The organism is Mycobacterium sp., from assembly GCF_035640695.1.
In the GTDB taxonomy this organism is placed as follows: domain Bacteria; phylum Actinomycetota; class Actinomycetes; order Mycobacteriales; family Mycobacteriaceae; genus Mycobacterium.
In genome coordinates, this window is the sequence record NZ_DASQVQ010000003.1 from 1 (window position 1) to 17,445 (window position 17,445).

Sequence of the window (17,445 nt, forward strand, 5' to 3'; positions counted from 1 at the left end):
ACGCGGCCGCCCTTGATTGCGCGCTGCGTCGCGCCACCTCGCTCACCTTCGAGCGCCTCGACGTCGACGGCAGCTGTTCCACCAACGACACCGTGCTGCTGCTGGGCTCCGGCGCCAGCGGAATCGCGCCCAGCCAAGCCGATCTCGACGACGCGGTGCTGCGGGTATGCGACGACCTCGCCGCTCAGCTGCAGGCCGACGCCGAGGGCGTCACCAAGCGAGTCACGATCACCGTGACCGGCGCGGCGACCGAGGCCGACGCGCTGGCCGCCGCCCGAACCGTCGCGCGCGACAACCTCGTCAAGACCACGCTGTTCGGGTCGGACCCGAACTGGGGTCGCGTCGTCGCCGCCGTCGGAATGTCGCCGATCACGATGGACCCCGACCGAATCACGGTATCGTTCAACGGCTTTGCGGTCTGCGTCGACGGCGTGGGCGCACCGGGTGCCCGTGACGTGGACCTGAGCGGCGCCGATATCGACGTCACGGTCGATCTGAAAATTGGCGGCCACCAGGCGGCGGTCCGCACCACCGACCTGTCCCACGGCTACGTCGAGGAGAATTCGGCCTACAGCTCATGAGTTCGTTCAATGTCAGCGGCGACGCGGCGCAAACCGCCGCGATCTCCCGCGATGTCAAGGCGCACGTGCTCGCCGAGGCACTGCCGTGGCTCAAGCAGTTGCACGACAAGATCGTGGTCGTCAAGTATGGCGGCAACGCGATGACCGACGACACGCTGCGGCGCGCGTTCGCCGCGGACATGGTGTTCCTGCGCAACTGTGGCATCCACCCCGTCGTCGTGCACGGCGGCGGCCCGCAGATCAGCGCGATGCTGAAACGCCTCGGCATACCCGGTGATTTCAAGGGCGGTTTCCGCGTCACCACGCCCGAGGTGCTCGACGTGGCCCGGATGGTGCTGTTCGGTCAGGTCGGACGCCAGCTGGTGAACCTGATCAACGCGCACGGACCCTACGCGGTCGGCATCACCGGCGAGGACGCGCAGCTGTTCACCGCGGTGCGGCGCAGCGTCACCGTCGACGGCGTGGCCACCGACATCGGCCTGGTCGGTGACGTCGACACCGTGAACGCCGATTCCCTGCTGGATCTGATTGCGGCAGGACGTATTCCGGTGGTGGCGTCCATTGCCCCGGATGCCGACGGCGTCGTGCACAACATCAACGCCGACACCGCCGCGGCGGCGCTGGCGCAGGCACTGGCCGCCGAGAAACTGGTCATGCTGACCGACGTCGACGGCCTGTACACCCGCTGGCCCGACCGGGATTCGCTGGTCAGCGAGATCGACACCGAAGCACTTGCTATGTTGATGCCGACGTTGCAGGCCGGCATGGTGCCCAAGATCGAGGCCTGCCTGCGAGCCGTGGGCGCGGGGGTGCCGAGCGCCCACGTGATCGACGGCCGCGTCGAGCATTGCGTGCTTGTCGAGCTGTTCACCGACGACGGCACCGGCACAAAGGTGGTGAGCGCATGACGATGCTGCGGCGCTGGGACGCCGTGATGATGAACAATTACGGCACGCCGCCGCTCGCGCTGGCCAGCGGCGAGGGCGCCGTGGTGACCGATGTCGACGGCAAGAGCTACCTCGACCTGCTCGGCGGCATCGCGGTCAACATCCTCGGCCATCGCCACCCCGCGGTGATCGAGGCCGCCACAGCGCAATTGAACACGCTGGGTCATACCTCGAACCTGTACGCCCACGAGCCCGGCATTGCGCTGGCCGAGGCGCTGGTCGGGCTGCTCGGGATTGACGATGCCAGGGTGTTCTTCTGCAACTCCGGCACCGAGGCCAACGAACTCGCGTTCAAGCTGTCCCGGCTCACCGGACGTACCAAACTCGTTGCCGCCCAAGAGGCTTTCCACGGCCGCACCATGGGCTCGCTGGCGCTTACCGGCCAGCCCACCAAGCAGGCGCCGTTCGCGCCGCTGCCCGGCGAGGTCACTCATGTGCCGTACGGCGATGCCGATGCGCTGGCCGCCGCCGTGTCCGACGACACCGCGGCGGTGTTCCTCGAACCGATCATGGGCGAGAGTGGCGTCGTCGTCCCGCCGGCCGGCTACCTGGTCGCCGCGCGGGAGATCACCGCCCGGCACGGCGCGCTGCTGGTGCTCGACGAGGTGCAGACCGGAATGGGCCGCACCGGAGCGTTTTTCGCCCATCAGCACGACGGCATCACCCCCGATGTCGTCACCCTGGCCAAGGGACTCGGCGGCGGGTTGCCCATCGGGGCCTGCCTTGCGGTCGGCCCGGTCGCCGAACTGCTCAAGCCGGGGCTGCACGGCAGCACGTTCGGCGGCAACCCGGTCTGCGCGGCCGCGGCGCTGGCGGTGGTGCGCACACTGGCCGGCGACGGGCTGATCGACCGCGCCGACGTTCTCGGCAAGACACTCAGCCACGGCATCGAGTCCCTCGGCCACCCGCTCGTCGACCACGTCCGCGGCCGCGGCCTGCTGCGGGGCATGGTGCTGACCGCGCAAGCCGCCAAACCGGTGGAGGCGGCGGCCCGCGACGCCGGATTCCTGGTCAACGCCCCCGGCCCCGACGTGATCCGGCTGGCGCCGCCGCTGGTGATCACCGAGGCTCAGATCGACGAGTTTCTGACTGCGCTGCCGGCCGTGTTGGATAAGGCGCGGGATCTTTCACCATGACGCGGCATTTTCTGCGCGACGACGACCTGTCTCCCGCCGAGCAGGCCGACGTGCTGGCGCTGGCGGCGCAGGTCAAGAAGGACCCGTTCGCGTTCCGGCCGCTCGACGGCCCCCGCGGTGTGGCCCTGATCTTCGACAAGAACTCCACCCGCACCCGGTTCTCGTTCGAGCTCGGGATTGCCCAACTCGGGGGCCACGCCGTCGTCGTCGACGGGCGCAGCACCCAGCTGGGCCGCGACGAGACGCTGCACGACACCGCAAAGGTGTTGTCGCGCTATGTCGATGCGATCGTCTGGCGGACATTCGGCCAGGACCGGCTGACGGCGATGGCGTCCGGCGCGACGGTGCCGATCGTCAATGCCCTCTCCGACGAGTTCCATCCGTGCCAGGTACTGGCCGACCTGCAGACCCTGGCCGAGCGAAAGGGGTCATTGACGGGGTTGCGGCTGTGCTACTTCGGCGACGGCGCCAACAACATGGCCCACTCGCTGCTGCTGGGTGGCGTGACCGCCGGAATCCACGTGACCATCGCCGCGCCACCGGGTTTCGAGCCCGACCCGCAGGTAGTGGCCACGGCAGCAGCACGTGCGGAACACACCGATGCGCGGATCACCCTGACCAACGAACCACGAGTGGCCGCTTCCGGAGCCGACGTGCTGGTCACCGACACCTGGACGTCGATGGGTCAGGAGGACGACGGGTTGGACCGGGTCGGGCCCTTCCGGCCGTTCCGGGTCAACGCCGAGTTGTTGGCGCTTGCCGATCCGGAAGCGATTGTGCTGCATTGCCTTCCGGCCCACCGCGGACACGAGATCACCGACGACGTGATCGACGGGGCACAAAGCGCGGTGTGGGACGAGGCCGAGAACCGGTTGCACGCCCAGAAGGCGCTGCTGATCTGGCTGCTGGAGCGAGCCGGATGACCGCCCGCTGGCCCAAGGCCCCGGAGGTCGCCGCCACCCGTGCCGGGCGGCACGCCCGCATCGTCGCGATTCTGTCGTCGCAGGCGGTGCGAAGCCAAAGTGAGCTGGCCACACTGCTTGCGGCCGAGGGCATCGAGACCACCCAGGCGACGCTGTCGCGCGACCTGGAGGAGCTCGGCGCGGTCAAGCTGCGCGGTGCCGACGGCGGCGTCGGCGCCTATGTCGTCCCCGAGGACGGCAGCCCGGTGCGCGGGGTTTCCGGTGGCACCGAACGCATGTCGCGGCTGCTGGGTGAGCTGCTGGTGTCTACCGACGCCAGCGGAAACCTCGCCGTGCTGCGCACCCCGCCCGGCGCGGCGCACTACCTTGCCAGCGGCATCGACCGCGCGGCACTGCCATACGTCGTCGGCACCGTAGCCGGCGACGACACCATCCTGGTTGTCGCACGCGAACCAATGACGGGCGCGCAGCTGGCCGCCACGCTCGAAGGGCTGCGGTAAAGCCTTATGAAGCAGGGAGATTGACAGATGTCTGATCGCGTCATCCTGGCATATTCGGGCGGTCTGGACACCTCGGTGGCGATCAGCTGGATCGGCAAGGAGACCGGGCGTGAAGTCGTCGCGGTCGCGATCGACCTCGGCCAGGGCGGCGAAGACATGGAGATCGTGCGGCAGCGCGCGCTGAACTGCGGCGCGGTCGAGGCGGTCGTCGTCGACGCCCGCGACGAGTTCGCCAACGAGTATTGCCTGCCCACTATCCAGTCCAACGGCTTGTACATGGACCGCTATCCGCTGGTGTCGGCGATCAGCCGGCCGCTGATCGTCAAGCACCTGGTGGCCGCGGCTCGCAAGCACGGCGGCGGCACTGTGGCCCACGGCTGCACCGGCAAGGGCAACGACCAGGTCCGGTTCGAGGTCGGATTCGCGTCGCTGGCACCCGATCTGGAGGTGCTCGCACCGGTGCGCGATTACGCGTGGACCCGCGAGAAGGCCATCGCCTTCGCCGAGGAGAACGCGATCCCGATCAGCGTCACCAAGCGCTCACCGTTTTCCGTCGACCAGAACGTGTGGGGCCGCGCGGTGGAAACCGGCTTCCTGGAGCATCTTTGGAACGCCCCGACCAAGGATGTCTACGAATACACCGAGGACCCGACGGTCAACTGGGCGACGCCCGACGAGGTGATCGTCGGCTTCCAGCGCGGCGTACCGGTATCAATCGACGGTCGCGACGTCACCGTGCTGCAGGCCGTCGAGGAACTGAACCGGCGGGCCGGGGAACAGGGCGTCGGCCGGCTCGACGTCGTCGAGGACCGGCTGGTGGGCATCAAAAGCCGCGAAATCTACGAGGCACCGGGTGCGATGGTGCTGATCACCGCGCACACCGAGCTGGAGCACGTCACGCTGGAGCGTGAACTCGGCCGGTTCAAGCGCAACACCGATCAGCGCTGGGCCGAGCTGGTCTACGACGGCCTCTGGTATTCGCCGCTGAAGTCCGCGCTGGAGGCATTCGTCGCCAAAACCCAGACACACGTCACCGGTGAGATCCGAATGGTGTTGCACGGCGGCCACATTGCGGTCAACGGGCGGCGCAGCCCGGAGTCGCTATACGACTTCAACCTGGCAACCTACGACGAGGGCGACACCTTCGACCAGTCCAATTCCAAGGGTTTCGTGCATGTGCACGGGTTGTCGTCGCGGATCGCTGCGCGTCGGGATCTGGCCGGCGAGCAGACGTGACGACCAACGAGGGCTCGCTGTGGGGTGGTCGGTTCGCGCAAGGGCCCGCACCCGCACTGGCCGCGTTGAGCAAGTCGACGCACTTCGACTGGGTGTTGGCGCCCTACGACATCGCCGCGTCCAAGGCACACGCCACAGTGCTGTACCGGGCGGGCCTGCTCACCGGGCAGCAGCGCGACGGGCTGCTGGCGGGGCTCGATAGCCTGGCCCAAGATGTCGCCGACGGCAGCTTTGCGCCGATCGTCACCGACGAGGACGTGCACGCGGCCCTGGAGCGTGGCCTGATCGAGCGGGTCGGCGCCGATCTCGGCGGGCGGCTGCGCGCCGGGCGGTCGCGAAACGACCAGATCGCCACGCTGTTTCGGATGTGGCTGCGCGACGCGGTGCGGCGCGTCGCCGACGGTGTGCTCGACGTGGTCGGTGCGCTGGCCACCCAGGCCGCCGCCCACCCGACCGCGATCATGCCCGGCAAGACACACCTGCAGTCGGCGCAGCCCGTCCTGCTCGCCCACCACCTGCTTGCGCACGCCCACCCGCTGCTGCGTGACGTGGACCGGATCGTCGACTTCGACCGCCGCACAGGGGTTTGTCCGTATGGGTCCGGGGCGCTGGCCGGATCCTCGCTGGGCCTCGACCCGGACGCGATCGCCGAGGAGCTCGGTTTCGCTGTGGCCGCGGACAACTCGATCGACGCGACCGCATCCCGTGACTTCGCCGCCGAGGGCGCGTTCGTGCTGGCCATGATCGGCGTCGACCTGTCCCGGCTCGCCGAGGACATCATCCTCTGGAGCACAACCGAATTCGGCTATGTGATCCTCGCCGACTCGTGGTCAACGGGCAGCTCCATCATGCCGCAGAAGAAGAATCCCGACATCGCCGAGCTGGCGCGTGGCAAGGCGGGCCGACTCATCGGCAACTTGGCCGGGCTGCTGGCCACCCTCAAGGCGCAGCCGCTGGCGTACAACCGCGACCTGCAGGAAGACAAGGAACCGGTGTTCGACTCGGTGGCCCAGCTCGAGCTGGTGCTGCCGGCGATGGCCGGGCTGGTGAGCACGCTGCGCTTCGACGCCGACCGGATGGCCGCCCTCGCGTCGGCTGGCTACACGTTGGCCACCGATGTCGCAGAATGGCTTGTGCACCAAGGCGTTTCGTTCAGAATTGCACACGAGGCAGCAGGCGCGGCGGTACGTGTGGCCGAGGGCCGCGGCGTCGGTCTCGATGACCTCAGCGACGATGAGCTCGCCGCGATCCACCCGCAGCTCACACCGCAGGTGCGCGACGTGTTGACCGTCGACGGTTCCGTCGCGTCCCGCGACGCCCGCGGCGGCACCGCGCCGATCCAGGTCGCCAAGCAGCTCGGCGTCGTCCGCGACACTGCCGACCGGCTGCGCGCCCGCATTCGGCGTGCGGCCGACGGTTCGGCGGCCGTGCGCGTTGCGGCGTCGAAGAGCGCGTCGCGGCCGCAATAAGCCGCACACCCCACGCCGGTTAGGCCTCCTCAGCGGCCGCCAGCCAAGCCTCTTCGAGAGATTCCTTGCGGGCCACCAGCTCGTGGAGTTCGTCGTTGAGCTCGCCGAGCCGTACATGATCGGACGCGGCCGCGGCCATCGCCTCGTGCAGCTCGCCCACCCGCCGCTCCAACTTGCCGAGCTGGCCTTCGATACGCGCCATCTCCTTCTCGGTGCGCCGTGCCCGCGCCGACGCCGATTCCGTCCGCGGCGCAGGCGATTTCGACGGCGCGGCCGGCGCCCGGCGCATCGCCAGGTACTGCTCGATGCCCCCCGGCAGCAGCTCGCAGTGGCCTGCGATCAGGGCGTACGTCACGTCGGTGACGCGTTCGAGGAAATAACGGTCGTGGGTCACCACGATCAATGTGCCCGGCCACCCGTCGAGGTAGTCCTCGATGGCAGTCAGCGTGTCGATGTCCAGGTCATTGGTCGGCTCGTCCAAGAGCAGCACGTTGGGTTCGTCGAGCAGCAGCCGCAGGAACTGCAGCCTGCGCCGCTCGCCACCGGACAGGTCGCCGATCCGGGCGGTGAGCTTGTCGCCGGTGAAGCCGAAATCGTCCAGCAGTGTGGCCGCGCTCATCTCTCGCCCGCCGGCCAACCGCGCCATGTGGCGGCGATTTTCGACGGCGTCCAGCACGCGATCGCCGCGCGGCATCTCGGCAAGGCCCTGGCTCAGATGCCCGATCCGCAGCGTCGGCCCGCGCTTGAGGGTTCCGGCCGTCGGCTCCAGCTGGCCGGCAAGCAGCCGCAGCACCGACGTCTTGCCGGTGCCATTGACCCCGACCAGTCCGATCCGCTCGCCCGGTCCGATCGACCAGTCCACGCCGTTCAATACCGTGCGGTCGCCGACCGCAAGCCGAACGCGATGCAGGTCGAACACGTCCTTGCCCAGTCGGCTCGTCGCAAAGCGCTGCAGCACAAGCGAATCCCGCGGCGGCGGTTCGTTGGCGATCAACGCGGTGGCCGCCTCGACACGGAACTTCGGTTTCGACGTGCGCGCCGGCGGCCCGCGCCGCAGCCACGCCAGCTCCTTGCGCATCAGGTTGCGCCGACGCGACTCGGCGGCCGCCGCCAACCGCATCCGCTCGGCGCGGGCCAGCACGTATGCGGCGTAGCCACCGTCATACCCGTCGACCACGCCGTCGTGCACCTCCCAGGTCCGCGAGCACACCGCGTCCAGGAACCAGCGGTCGTGGCTCACCACCACCAAGGCCCGCGACGGTGAGCCACCCAAATACGAGGCCAGCCAGCCGATCGCCTCGACGTCGAGGTGGTTGGTGGGTTCGTCGAGCACCAGCACGTCGTGCCCGGCCAGCAGCACCGCCACCAGCGCCACCCGTCGCCGCTCACCGCCGCTCAACCCGCCCGCCGCCGCGTCGAGGTCGACCCCGGCCAGCAGGTGCTCGACGACGGTGCGGGTGGTCGGCTCGGCGGCCCAGATGTGGTCGGGCCGACCACCGACGGGGTCGGCCCCCTGGACGCCGCGCTCTTGGCCCAGGACGACCTGGCGCACCGTGTCGCCGGCGGGGAGTTCGTCGCCCTGCTGCAGATATCCGACCGAGAGCCCCGCGGTGTGGGTGACTCGGCCGGTGTCCGGCGCCTGCACACCCGTAAGCGTCCGCAGTAGCGTGGTCTTACCGTCCCCGTTGCGGCCCACCACGCCGATCGCGTCGCCGTCGTCAATGCCCAGGCTGACAGCGTTTAGCAGGGTGCGCGTGCCGTAGGACACGGTGACCCGTTCGGCGTTGATGAGGTTTGCCATCAGCCGCCGATGATATGTAGGCGCATGCCAGAATGACTGGCGGCAAATGGACAGGGGGTGTTCGGTGGACTTCTCGGCCATCACCAAACCGGTCGAGCGGCTCGTTGCCACCGCGCAGAACGGGCTCGAGGTTCTGCGATTCGGCGGCCTGGAGACCGGGTCGGTGCCGTCACCGTTCCGAATCGTCGAGAGCGTCGCGATGTACCGGCTGCGGCGCTACTTCCCGCCGGACGATCCCAATGGTGAGACACCCGCCGGCCCGCCGGTGCTGATGGTGCATCCGATGATGATGTCGGCCGACATGTGGGACGTGACCCGCGACGAGGGCGCGGTCGGAATCCTGCACCGGGCCGGCATCGATCCGTGGGTCATCGATTTCGGCTCACCCGACCGCGTCGAGGGCGGCATGGAACGCAACCTTGCCGACCACGTCGTCGCGCTCAGCCAGGCGATCGAGACCGTGAAGCACACCACCGGTCAAGATGTGCACCTGGTCGGCTATTCGCAGGGCGGCATGTTCATTTACCAGACCGCCGCATATCGTCAGACTCGCGACATCGCCAGCCTGATCACATTCGGCTCGCCGGTCGACACGCTGGCCGCGATGCCGATGGGCATACCAGCCGGATTTGTCGCTGGCGCAGCCGATTTCATGGCCGACCACTTCTTCAGCCGGTTCGACATCGCGGGGTGGATGGCGCGCGTCGGGTTCCAGCTGATGGACCCGGTGAAGACCGCCAAGGCCCGCCTTGACTTCCTGCGCCAGCTGCATGACCGCGAGGCGTTGCTGCCCCGCGAACAACAACGGCGGTTCCTCCAATCCGAGGGCTGGATCGCGTGGTCAGGTCCGGCGATTCAAGAACTGCTCAAGCAGTTCATCGCCCACAACCGGATGATGACCGGCGGCTTCTCCATCCACGGTCAGCTCGTCACGCTCAGCGACATCAAGTGCCCGATACTCGCGTTCGTCGGCGAGGTCGATGACATCGGGCAGCCGGCGGGCGTGCGAGGCATCCAGCACGCCGCGCCACGAGCCGATGTTTACGAGGCGACCATCCGATCCGGACACTTTGGCCTCGTCGTGGGCTCCAAGGCCGCGGCGGTGAGCTGGCCCACGGTGGCCGCATGGGTGAGATGGCTGTCGGGCGCCGGCGAGATACCCGAAAACATCTATCGGATGGCCGCGCAGCCGGCCGAGCACCCCACCGATAGTGGTGTCGCACTCGCCGATCGGGTGGCACACGGAGCGGTGGCGACGGGCGAGGTCGTGGTGGGCGCGGCACGCGCGGCCGTCAACGCGCTGCTGGCAACGAACCAGACCGCGCGTTCACTGGTCATCGAAGCCGCCCGCACGCTGCCCCGGCTGACCCGCCTCGGCCAGATCAACCCGCACACCCGGATTTCGCTCGCCAGGATCATGTCCGAGCAGGCCGCCGCCGCCCCGCAGGGCGAATGCCTGCTGTTTGACGGGCGCGTGCACACCTACGAGGCCGTGGACACCCGCATCGACAACGTTGTGCGCGGCCTCATCCAGGTCGGTGTACGCCAAGGCGATCGAGTGGGCGTGCTGATGGAAACCCGGCCAAGCGCGCTGGTGGCGATCGCGGCACTGTCGCGCCTGGGCGCGGTCGCGGTGCTGATGGCACCCGACGCGGACCTGGCCACCGCCGCGCGGCTCGGCCGCGTTACCCAAGTCATCGCCGACCCCACCAACCTCAAGGCGGCGCGGCGGTTGTCACTGCAAGTGCTGGTGCTCGGCGGCGGCGAGAGCCGCGACCTGCACCTGCTGCCCACCGACGAGGACGTCATCGACATGGAGCAGATCGATCCCGAAGCGGTCGAACTGCCCGCCTGGTACCGGCCCAACCCCGGGCTGGCCAAGGACATCGCGTTCGTCGTGTTCGTCACCCACCGCGGCGAGCTCATCGCCCGCCAGATCACCAACCACCGCTGGGCGTTGTCGGCCTTCGGCACCGCGTCGGCGGCCAACCTCGACGGCGGCGACACCGTGTACTGCCTGACCCCGCTGCATCACCAGTCCGGGCTGCTGGTCAGCCTGGGCGGCGCGGTCGTCGGCGGGTCCCGCATCGCGCTGTCCCGCGGGCTGCAGCCGGACCGCTTCATACATGAGATCCGCCAGTACGGCGTCACCGTGGTGTCGTATACGTGGGCGATGCTGCGGGAAGTGATCCACGACCCGTCGTTCTCGCTGCAGGGACGGCATCCGGTGCGGCTGTTCATCGGTTCGGGTCTGCAGCCGGGGCTGTGGCAGCGGGTGCTGGAGGCATTCGCCCCGGCGCATGTCGTCGAATTCTTCGTCACCGGTGACGCCGAGGCAGTTCTCGCCAACGTCTCCGGTGTGAAGATCGGCAGCAAGGGACGGCCGCTGCCCGGTGCTGCGGAGGTCGCGTTGGCGGCTTACGACCCGGACGACGACCTGATCCTCGAGGACGAGCGGGGATTCGTGCGTAAGGCAGGCACCGACGAGGTCGGTGTGCTGCTCAGCCGGCCACGCGGCTCGGTCGACCCGACCGCGGCGGTCAAGCGCGGCGTGTTCGCGCCGGGCGACACCTGGATCGCCACCGAGTATCTGTTCCGGCGCGACAGCGACGGCGACTACTGGCTCGTCGACACCCGCGGCTCGGTGATCCGCACCGCTCGTGGCGTGATCTACGAGGAACCGATCACCGACGCGATCAGCCGCATCACCGCGGTCGATCTCGTGGTCACCTACGGGCTGGACCTGGGTGAGCACCAGGTCGCGGTGACCGCGGTGACGTTGTGCCGCGACGCCGCGCTGTCCGGCGCCGACCTGACCGAGGCGGTCGCCCAGCTGGGCAACAACAGCCCGGATTTCGTGCATGTCGTGCCCGAGATGACGCTCAGCACGTCCTACCGCCCGACGGTGGACCCGCTGCGCGAGATCGGCATCCCGAAGGCCGGCCCCAATGCCTGGTACCTGGATCCCGAAACCAACCGGTACCAGCAGTTGACGGCGCCGGTGCGGTTAGAATTCGTCGGCGCTTCGGAGTAGACCTGCTGCCGGTTGGCTGATGCGCTGTTAGGCTCCCCGCATGACCTCGCCGGCCCTGAGGAAGACCGTGACCGCGGCGATCGCCAGCACCGGATTGGCCGCCGCCCTGATGTTCGGGTTCGGTTCGGCGACCGCGCGCGCCGACGTCCTTGACGATCTGAACAACGAATTCAGCAGTGGCGCGGGTGCCGGCCCGGTAGCCAACCTGGTCACCACGTCGCTGAAGTTGCGGGCGGCGGGATTCAGGCCGACCAAGGCGCACTACGACGCGATCACCAAGGCGATGGCGTACCGCCCGAACCAGACGCCGCTGATCCGTGCCCTCGACGAGACCGTCGCCGCACAGAACAAGCTCAAGCAACAAGCCGAGGCGCTGGCCGGCAACAACCAGTTCACGCTTGGCATCAACCAGTACGACCCGAACAACCCGGGTGGTGTCACCGCCGGTGCCGGCGGCATCAATATCGGCGGCGGCGCGGCGACGATCGGCGACGGACACGCGCCCGGTCAGTCCGTCGGTCCACCCGGTTAAGTCGTGCTCGACGAGAAGCTGTTGAGTATTCTGGTCTGCCCGGCCGACCGTGGACCGCTGCTGCTCATTGACGACGAGCTGTTATACAACCCCCGACTGCGCCGCGCGTACCGCATCGAGGACGGCATTCCGGTGCTGTTGATCGATGAGGCGCGCGACGTCGGCGACGAAGAGCACCAGCGGCTCATCGCTCGGGCAGGCCCGGCAGATCCCCGGTGAGATAACGCTGCAGGGTCGGCCCGATCGTCTCGGCGATCTGCTCGACCGGCAGCGACCTGAATGGGTCCAGTTCAAGGATGTAGCGGGCCATCACCACGCCCACCAACTGTGACGCGACGAATTGCACGCGAATCGGTCCCGACCCCGGCGGATTGTCCACGCGGCTGCCCACTTCCACCGCGATCACCTCTTGCAGGAACGCACGTATCAAGCTGACGTCCGTGCCGGCCAGCAGCGACCGGATCGTCGCGATGAATCCCTTGCCTGCTTCCGAATCCCACAGGGGCAACAGCAACTTCGGCAACACGTAGCCGATCTCGTCGACCGGCGTTTCGCGCAGTGGGCCGATCACCTCCATCGGATCGATCGGAATGTGGATCGCGGCGGCGAACAGCTGCTGTTTGGTGCCGTAGTAGTGATGCACCAATGCCGGATCCACACCGGCGTCGGCGGCGACCGCCCGTATCGATGTCTTGTCGATTCCGTTGCGCGCGAAGAGTTCCCGGGCGCTCTCCAGAATTCGTTCACGGGTGTCGGATGTTCCGGCGGGCCGCCCGGGCCGTCTCCGTTCGACCTCTGCTGTCAACTTATGGGGTCCGCCTTCGCAGCGTCGCCGCTGCCAGGCACAGCGCGAGGATCGCGCAACCGATGACAACGGCGATGTCGCGCACCGCGATTGCCGTCACACCCGGGTGCGTGCCGACCTGTTGCAGAGCCTCCAGCGCGTAGCTGGCCGGCATGACGTTGCTGATCCACTGCAACCAGTCTGGCATGAGCGCGCGCGGCACGATGATGCCGGCCAGTAGCAGCTGCGGCACCATCACGACCGGTATGAATTGCACCGCCTGAAACTCGGTGCGAGCGAATGCACTACACAGCAGGCCCAGGCCGACCCCGAGCACCGCGTTGGCGATCGCGATCACGAACACCCACATGGGACTTCCGGCGGTGTCGAATCCGAGTATCCAAAACGCGACCACGCACGCAAGCGTGGCCTGCGCCGCCGCGGCAATCGAGAACGCGCTGCCGTAAGCGGCGAGCAGGTCGATCCGGCGAAGCGGGGTGGTGAGGATCCGCTCCAGCGTGCCCGAGGCGCGTTCGCGTTGCATCGTGATCGAGGTGATCACGAACATCAGGAACAGTGGAAACAGCCCCAGCAGAATCAGGCACGCGTTGTTGAAACCCGAAGGCGTGCCCGGGCGATGTGGGACGTTCTCGAACATGAAATACATCAGCGTGATTACCACGATCGGAACGAACAGGATCATCGCCACGCTTCGGCGGTCGGCGGCCAGTTGGCGCAGGATGCGCGTGGTCGTGGCGCCGTAGGCCCGAAGGCCTAACCTGCCTGCCGCGCGATGCTGCGCCTGATGATTGACAGAAACGCTTCCTCCAGTGACGTGCATCCCGTGTCCTCTCGTAGTCGGCTCGGTGTGGTGTGGGCGACCAGATGGCCCTCCCGCAGCAGCAGCAAATCGCCGCAGTGGTCGGCTTCGTCCATCACGTGACTGGACACCAGCAGCGTGGTGCCGGCTCGCGCGAGCGCGTCGAATTGCTGCCACAGGTCCGCGCGCAACACCGGGTCGAGGCCGACCGTGGGTTCGTCGAGCACCAACAGGTCGGGGTGACAGACCAGCGCACATGCCAACGAGACCCGGGTGCGTTGTCCACCGGACAGATTGCCGCAATAAGCGGTGCGGTGATCCTGCAGCCCGACCGCGTCGACGGCGGCGTCGGCGGCGCTCGCATCCATGCCGTACAGCGCCGCGAAGTAGCGGACGTTGTCGATGATCCGCAGATCGTTGTAGATCGTCGGATCCTGGGGCATGTATCCGACGCGTCGGCGCAACGGTGCCGATCCGGCCGGCTTGCCGAGCACCGTGACGGTGCCGGCGGTGACGATCTGGGTGCCGACGATGGACCGCATCAGCGTGGTTTTGCCGCAGCCCGACGGTCCGAGTAGGCCGGTGATGGTGCCGCGGGCGATCTGCACCGACAGGTCGTGGATGGCCGGCCGCTTGCCGCGAATCACCCGCAGATGGTCGATGACGATCACCGGCTCGACACCGTGCCGCAATAATTCATCACTCGATGAAGTCATCATGCGTTGAATAGTGCTCCGTGGGCGCCGGGCTGTCAATAGCCGTATGCGAGCCTTATGCACAATCTTTTCGGTGAGTGCCGAACTGCTGTGCGTCGATCCGCTGACGGCGGCGCGGCGGCTGCTGGGATCGGTGCTCACCGCCAACGGCGTGAGTGCTTTGATCGTCGAAGTCGAGGCCTATGGCGGCCCGCCGGATGGACCGTGGCCGGACGCCGCGGCGCATTCGTACATCGGCCTGCGAAACCGCAACGCGGTCATGTTCGGCCCACCTGGGCGGCTCTACACGTACCGCAGCCACGGCATCCATGTGTGCGCCAACGTGGTGTGCGCGCCAGAAGGGCTCGCGGCCGCGGTGCTGCTTCGCGGTGCGGCCATCGAGTCCGGAATCGAGTTCGCGCGGTACCGTCGCGGCGACCCGGCGCTGCCGGCCGCGTTGGCGCGCGGCCCCGGCAATCTCTGTTCGGCCCTCGGAATCACGATGCAACACAACGGAATCGACCTCTTTGATGCGACCGGCCCGATCCGGCTGACGCCGGGCGACGAACACCCGGCGGCCGAGGGGCCGCGGATCGGTGTCAGCAATGCCGCCGACCGGCCCTGGCGGTTCTGGCTGCCCGGTCGGCCCGAAGTTTCGCCGTATCGGCGAAGCCCACGCGCACCCGCGCCCGGCGCCAGCGACTAGCCGTACGGGAAGATCGTCTCCATGGGCACGAACATCCTCGACGAATTGCGCTGGCGTGAACTCATCGCGCAGTCGACGGACGAGGACGCGCTGGCCGCCGAACTGGCCCGCCCGCCCATCACGGTGTACGCCGGTTTCGATCCGACCGCACCAAGCCTGCACGCCGGGCATCTCGTCCCGCTGCTGACGCTGCGCCGCTTCCAGCAGGCCGGTCATCGCCCGATCGTGCTCGCCGGCGGCGCCACCGGAATGATCGGCGACCCGCGCGAGACCGGCGAGCGCACCCTCAACACCACCGAAACGGTGACCGAATGGGCCGCGCGGATCCGCGGTCAGCTCGAGCGCTTCGTCGACTTCAACCCCTCGCCGACCGGAGCGATCGTCGAGAACAACCTGTCGTGGACCGCCGGATTGACCGCGATCGACTTTCTGCGCGACATCGGCAAGCACTTCTCGGTCAACGTGATGCTCGACCGGGACACGATCCGGCGCCGGCTGGACGGCGAGGGCATCTCCTACACCGAATTCAGCTACCTGCTGCTGCAGGCCAACGACTACGTCGAGCTGTATCAACGCCACGACTGCACACTGCAAATCGGCGGTTCGGACCAGTGGGGCAACATCATCGCCGGGGTGCGGCTGGTACGGCAGAGACTCGGCGCGACGGTGCACGCGCTGACGGTGCCGCTGGTGACGTCGGCCGACGGGACGAAGTTCGGCAAGTCAACCGGCGGCGGCAACCTCTGGCTGGATCCGGAGATGACCAGCCCGTACGCCTGGTATCAGTACTTCATCAACACCGCCGATGCCGACGTGATCCGCTATCTGCGATGGTTCACGTTCCTGACCCGCGACCAGATTGCCGAGTTGCACGACGCGACGAATACTCGGCCGCACGAGCGCGCGGCGCAGCGTCGGCTGGCCCGGGAGCTGACCACTTTGGTGCACGGCGAGGCGGCGACGGCCGCCGTGGAGCATGCCAGCCTGGCGTTGTTCGGCCGCGGTGAGCTCACTCGGCTCGACGAGCCCACGCTGGCCGCGGCGCTGCGTGAGGCGTCGGTGGCCGAGCTCAAACCCGGGGCTCCCGACAGCATCGTCGACCTGCTGGTGGCCACCGGACTGTCGACGAGCAAGGGCGCGGCGCGGCGGACCATCGCCGAAGGCGGCGTCTCGGTGAACAACTCCCGCGTCGACAGCGAGGAATGGGTCCCGAACCCGTCAGACTTCCTGCACGGCCGCTGGCTGGTACTGCGGCGCGGCAAGCGGAATATTGCCGGTGTCGAGCGCGTTGCCTAACTCGGCCGTGGGGCGTCCGACGGCCGCGGAATATCGGCGGTGTCCACCGCGTTGAATGCGCGGTGCCGTGCGGCGCCTCGGCTCGAAACCTGCGGTTAGCAGGGTGTTTGACTCCGGGTTTTGCCTCACGTAACTTGTTGAGGTCGTCGCGACGCGGCTAGTCCGCCGAGCGCGATGACGTCCAAGAGGGAGACCGCCGAGAGGTGGGTTCCTCATCGTAAGCACTACTACCAGTACGCGGCCAAGCGCCGCGGGCTGGTTGGGCGCTCGGTGTGGGTGTGTTGTTTGAGAACTCAATAGTGTGTTTGGTGGTTTTTGTTTGTTGTTTGTTTTTTGCCGCGCTTGTGATGTTCCCGTGTCATGGGTGTGGTGTTTTTTGTCAGGGTTTTCTTTTTGGTTTTGTTTGGAGAGTTTGATCCTGGCTCAGGACGAACGCTGGCGGCGTGCTTAACACATGCAAGTCGAACGGAAAGGCTCCTTCGGGGGTGCTCGAGTGGCGAACGGGTGAGTAACACGTGGGTGATCTGCCCTGCACTCTGGGATAAGCCTGGGAAACTGGGTCTAATACCGGATAGGACCGCATGCTGCATGGTGTGTGGTGGAAAGTTTTTGCGGTGTGGGATGGGCCCGCGGCCTATCAGCTTGTTGGTGGGGTGATGGCTTACCAAGGCGACGACGGGTAGCCGGCCTGAGAGGGTGTCCGGCCACACTGGGACTGAGATACGGCCCAGACTCCTACGGGAGGCAGCAGTGGGGAATATTGCACAATGGGCGCAAGCCTGATGCAGCGACGCCGCGTGGGGGATGACGGCCTTCGGGTTGTAAACCTCTTTCACCGTTGACGAAGCCGCAAGGTGACGGTAGGCGGAGAAGAAGCACCGGCCAACTACGTGCCAGCAGCCGCGGTAATACGTAGGGTGCGAGCGTTGTCCGGAATTACTGGGCGTAAAGAGCTCGTAGGTGGTTTGTCGCGTTGTTCGTGAAA

Annotated in this window: 16 protein-coding genes and 1 rRNA gene; 13 read left to right on the top strand and 4 right to left on the bottom strand. The window is 67.6% G+C overall.

Translation table 11 applies throughout. The annotated features are described in order from the left end of the window. From VE759_RS01075 to argH, 7 genes are all read left to right on the top strand, one after another. The coding region (locus tag VE759_RS01075) for a bifunctional ornithine acetyltransferase/N-acetylglutamate synthase (protein ID WP_324927416.1) at nt 1-581 on the top strand (581 nt) is incomplete at its 5' end. Next, nucleotides 578-1,489, top strand: a complete 912-nt coding sequence (argB, locus tag VE759_RS01080; protein WP_324927418.1) for an acetylglutamate kinase — start codon at nt 578-580, stop codon at nt 1,487-1,489. The genes VE759_RS01075 and argB, both read left to right, overlap by 4 nt. Then, nucleotides 1,486-2,664 (top strand): acetylornithine transaminase, encoded by a 1,179-nt coding sequence (locus VE759_RS01085; RefSeq protein WP_324927420.1) that lies wholly within the window; start codon nt 1,486-1,488, stop codon nt 2,662-2,664. The genes argB and VE759_RS01085 overlap by 4 nt, the downstream gene beginning before the upstream one ends. Further along, nucleotides 2,661-3,587, top strand: a complete 927-nt coding sequence (gene argF / locus VE759_RS01090; protein ID WP_324927422.1) for an ornithine carbamoyltransferase — start codon at nt 2,661-2,663, stop codon at nt 3,585-3,587. Before VE759_RS01085 ends, argF begins: the two co-directional genes overlap by 4 nt. Continuing rightward, complete coding sequence (locus VE759_RS01095; protein ID WP_324927424.1) at nt 3,584-4,087, top strand: arginine repressor; 504 nt, start codon at nt 3,584-3,586, stop codon at nt 4,085-4,087. The genes argF and VE759_RS01095 overlap by 4 nt, the downstream gene beginning before the upstream one ends. 27 nt (nt 4,088-4,114) lie before the next feature. Then, on the top strand, nt 4,115-5,323 hold the full coding sequence (locus VE759_RS01100; RefSeq protein ID WP_324927425.1) for an argininosuccinate synthase: 1,209 nt from the start codon (nt 4,115-4,117) through the stop codon (nt 5,321-5,323). Further along, nucleotides 5,320-6,792, top strand: coding sequence for an argininosuccinate lyase (gene argH / locus VE759_RS01105; protein ID WP_324927427.1), 1,473 nt, complete (start codon nt 5,320-5,322; stop codon nt 6,790-6,792). Before VE759_RS01100 ends, argH begins: the two co-directional genes overlap by 4 nt. 19 nt (nt 6,793-6,811) lie before the next feature. Here argH and VE759_RS01110 read toward each other — a convergent pair whose 3' ends face one another. Further along, nucleotides 6,812-8,593: an ABC-F family ATP-binding cassette domain-containing protein gene (locus VE759_RS01110; RefSeq protein WP_324927429.1), complete on the bottom strand. Its 1,782-nt coding sequence runs from the start codon at nt 8,591-8,593 to the stop codon at nt 6,812-6,814. A gap of 64 nt (nt 8,594-8,657) precedes the next feature. Between VE759_RS01110 and VE759_RS01115 the strand changes: the two genes are divergently transcribed. Genes VE759_RS01115 through VE759_RS01125 form a run of 3 tightly spaced genes read left to right on the top strand, consistent with a single transcriptional unit; the run spans nt 8,658 to nt 12,378 of the window. Then, the gene (locus VE759_RS01115; RefSeq protein WP_324927430.1) at nt 8,658-11,627 is read left to right on the top strand and encodes an acyl-CoA synthetase; all 2,970 of its coding nucleotides are present in this window, start codon (nt 8,658-8,660) and stop codon (nt 11,625-11,627) included. 40 nt (nt 11,628-11,667) lie between these two features. Then, complete coding sequence (locus VE759_RS01120; RefSeq protein ID WP_324927431.1) at nt 11,668-12,159, top strand: hypothetical protein; 492 nt, start codon at nt 11,668-11,670, stop codon at nt 12,157-12,159. Nucleotides 12,160-12,162: 3 nt separating this feature from the next. After that, nucleotides 12,163-12,378, top strand: a complete 216-nt coding sequence (locus VE759_RS01125) for a Trm112 family protein (protein ID WP_324927433.1) — start codon at nt 12,163-12,165, stop codon at nt 12,376-12,378. Here the strand turns inward: VE759_RS01125 and VE759_RS01130 are convergent. Genes VE759_RS01130 through VE759_RS01140 form a run of 3 tightly spaced genes read right to left on the bottom strand, consistent with a single transcriptional unit; the run spans nt 12,344 to nt 14,482 of the window. Beyond that, on the bottom strand, nt 12,344-12,964 hold the full coding sequence (locus VE759_RS01130) for a TetR/AcrR family transcriptional regulator (RefSeq protein ID WP_324927435.1): 621 nt from the start codon (nt 12,962-12,964) through the stop codon (nt 12,344-12,346). The two genes, VE759_RS01125 and VE759_RS01130, sit on opposite strands and share 35 nt — an antisense overlap. Before the next feature lies 1 nt (nt 12,965). Then, nucleotides 12,966-13,784 carry an ABC transporter permease gene (locus tag VE759_RS01135; protein WP_324927437.1) on the bottom strand — a complete coding sequence of 273 codons (819 nt, stop codon included), beginning with the start codon at nt 13,782-13,784 and terminating at the stop codon, nt 12,966-12,968. Then, the gene (locus VE759_RS01140; RefSeq protein ID WP_324927439.1) at nt 13,718-14,482 is read right to left on the bottom strand and encodes an ABC transporter ATP-binding protein; all 765 of its coding nucleotides are present in this window, start codon (nt 14,480-14,482) and stop codon (nt 13,718-13,720) included. The genes VE759_RS01135 and VE759_RS01140 overlap by 67 nt, the downstream gene beginning before the upstream one ends. Nucleotides 14,483-14,525: 43 nt before the next feature. Between VE759_RS01140 and VE759_RS01145 the strand changes: the two genes are divergently transcribed. The 3 genes from VE759_RS01145 to VE759_RS01155 form a co-directional block, all read left to right on the top strand. Continuing rightward, on the top strand, nt 14,526-15,164 hold the full coding sequence (locus VE759_RS01145) for a DNA-3-methyladenine glycosylase (protein WP_324927440.1): 639 nt from the start codon (nt 14,526-14,528) through the stop codon (nt 15,162-15,164). A 21-nt stretch (nt 15,165-15,185) separates the two neighbouring features. Beyond that, a complete protein-coding gene (gene tyrS / locus VE759_RS01150) occupies nt 15,186-16,460 on the top strand; it encodes a tyrosine--tRNA ligase (protein WP_324927442.1) in 1,275 nt (424 codons plus the stop codon). 400 nt (nt 16,461-16,860) lie between these two features. Continuing rightward, a 16S ribosomal RNA gene (locus VE759_RS01155) occupies nt 16,861-17,445 on the top strand; the annotation flags it as partial.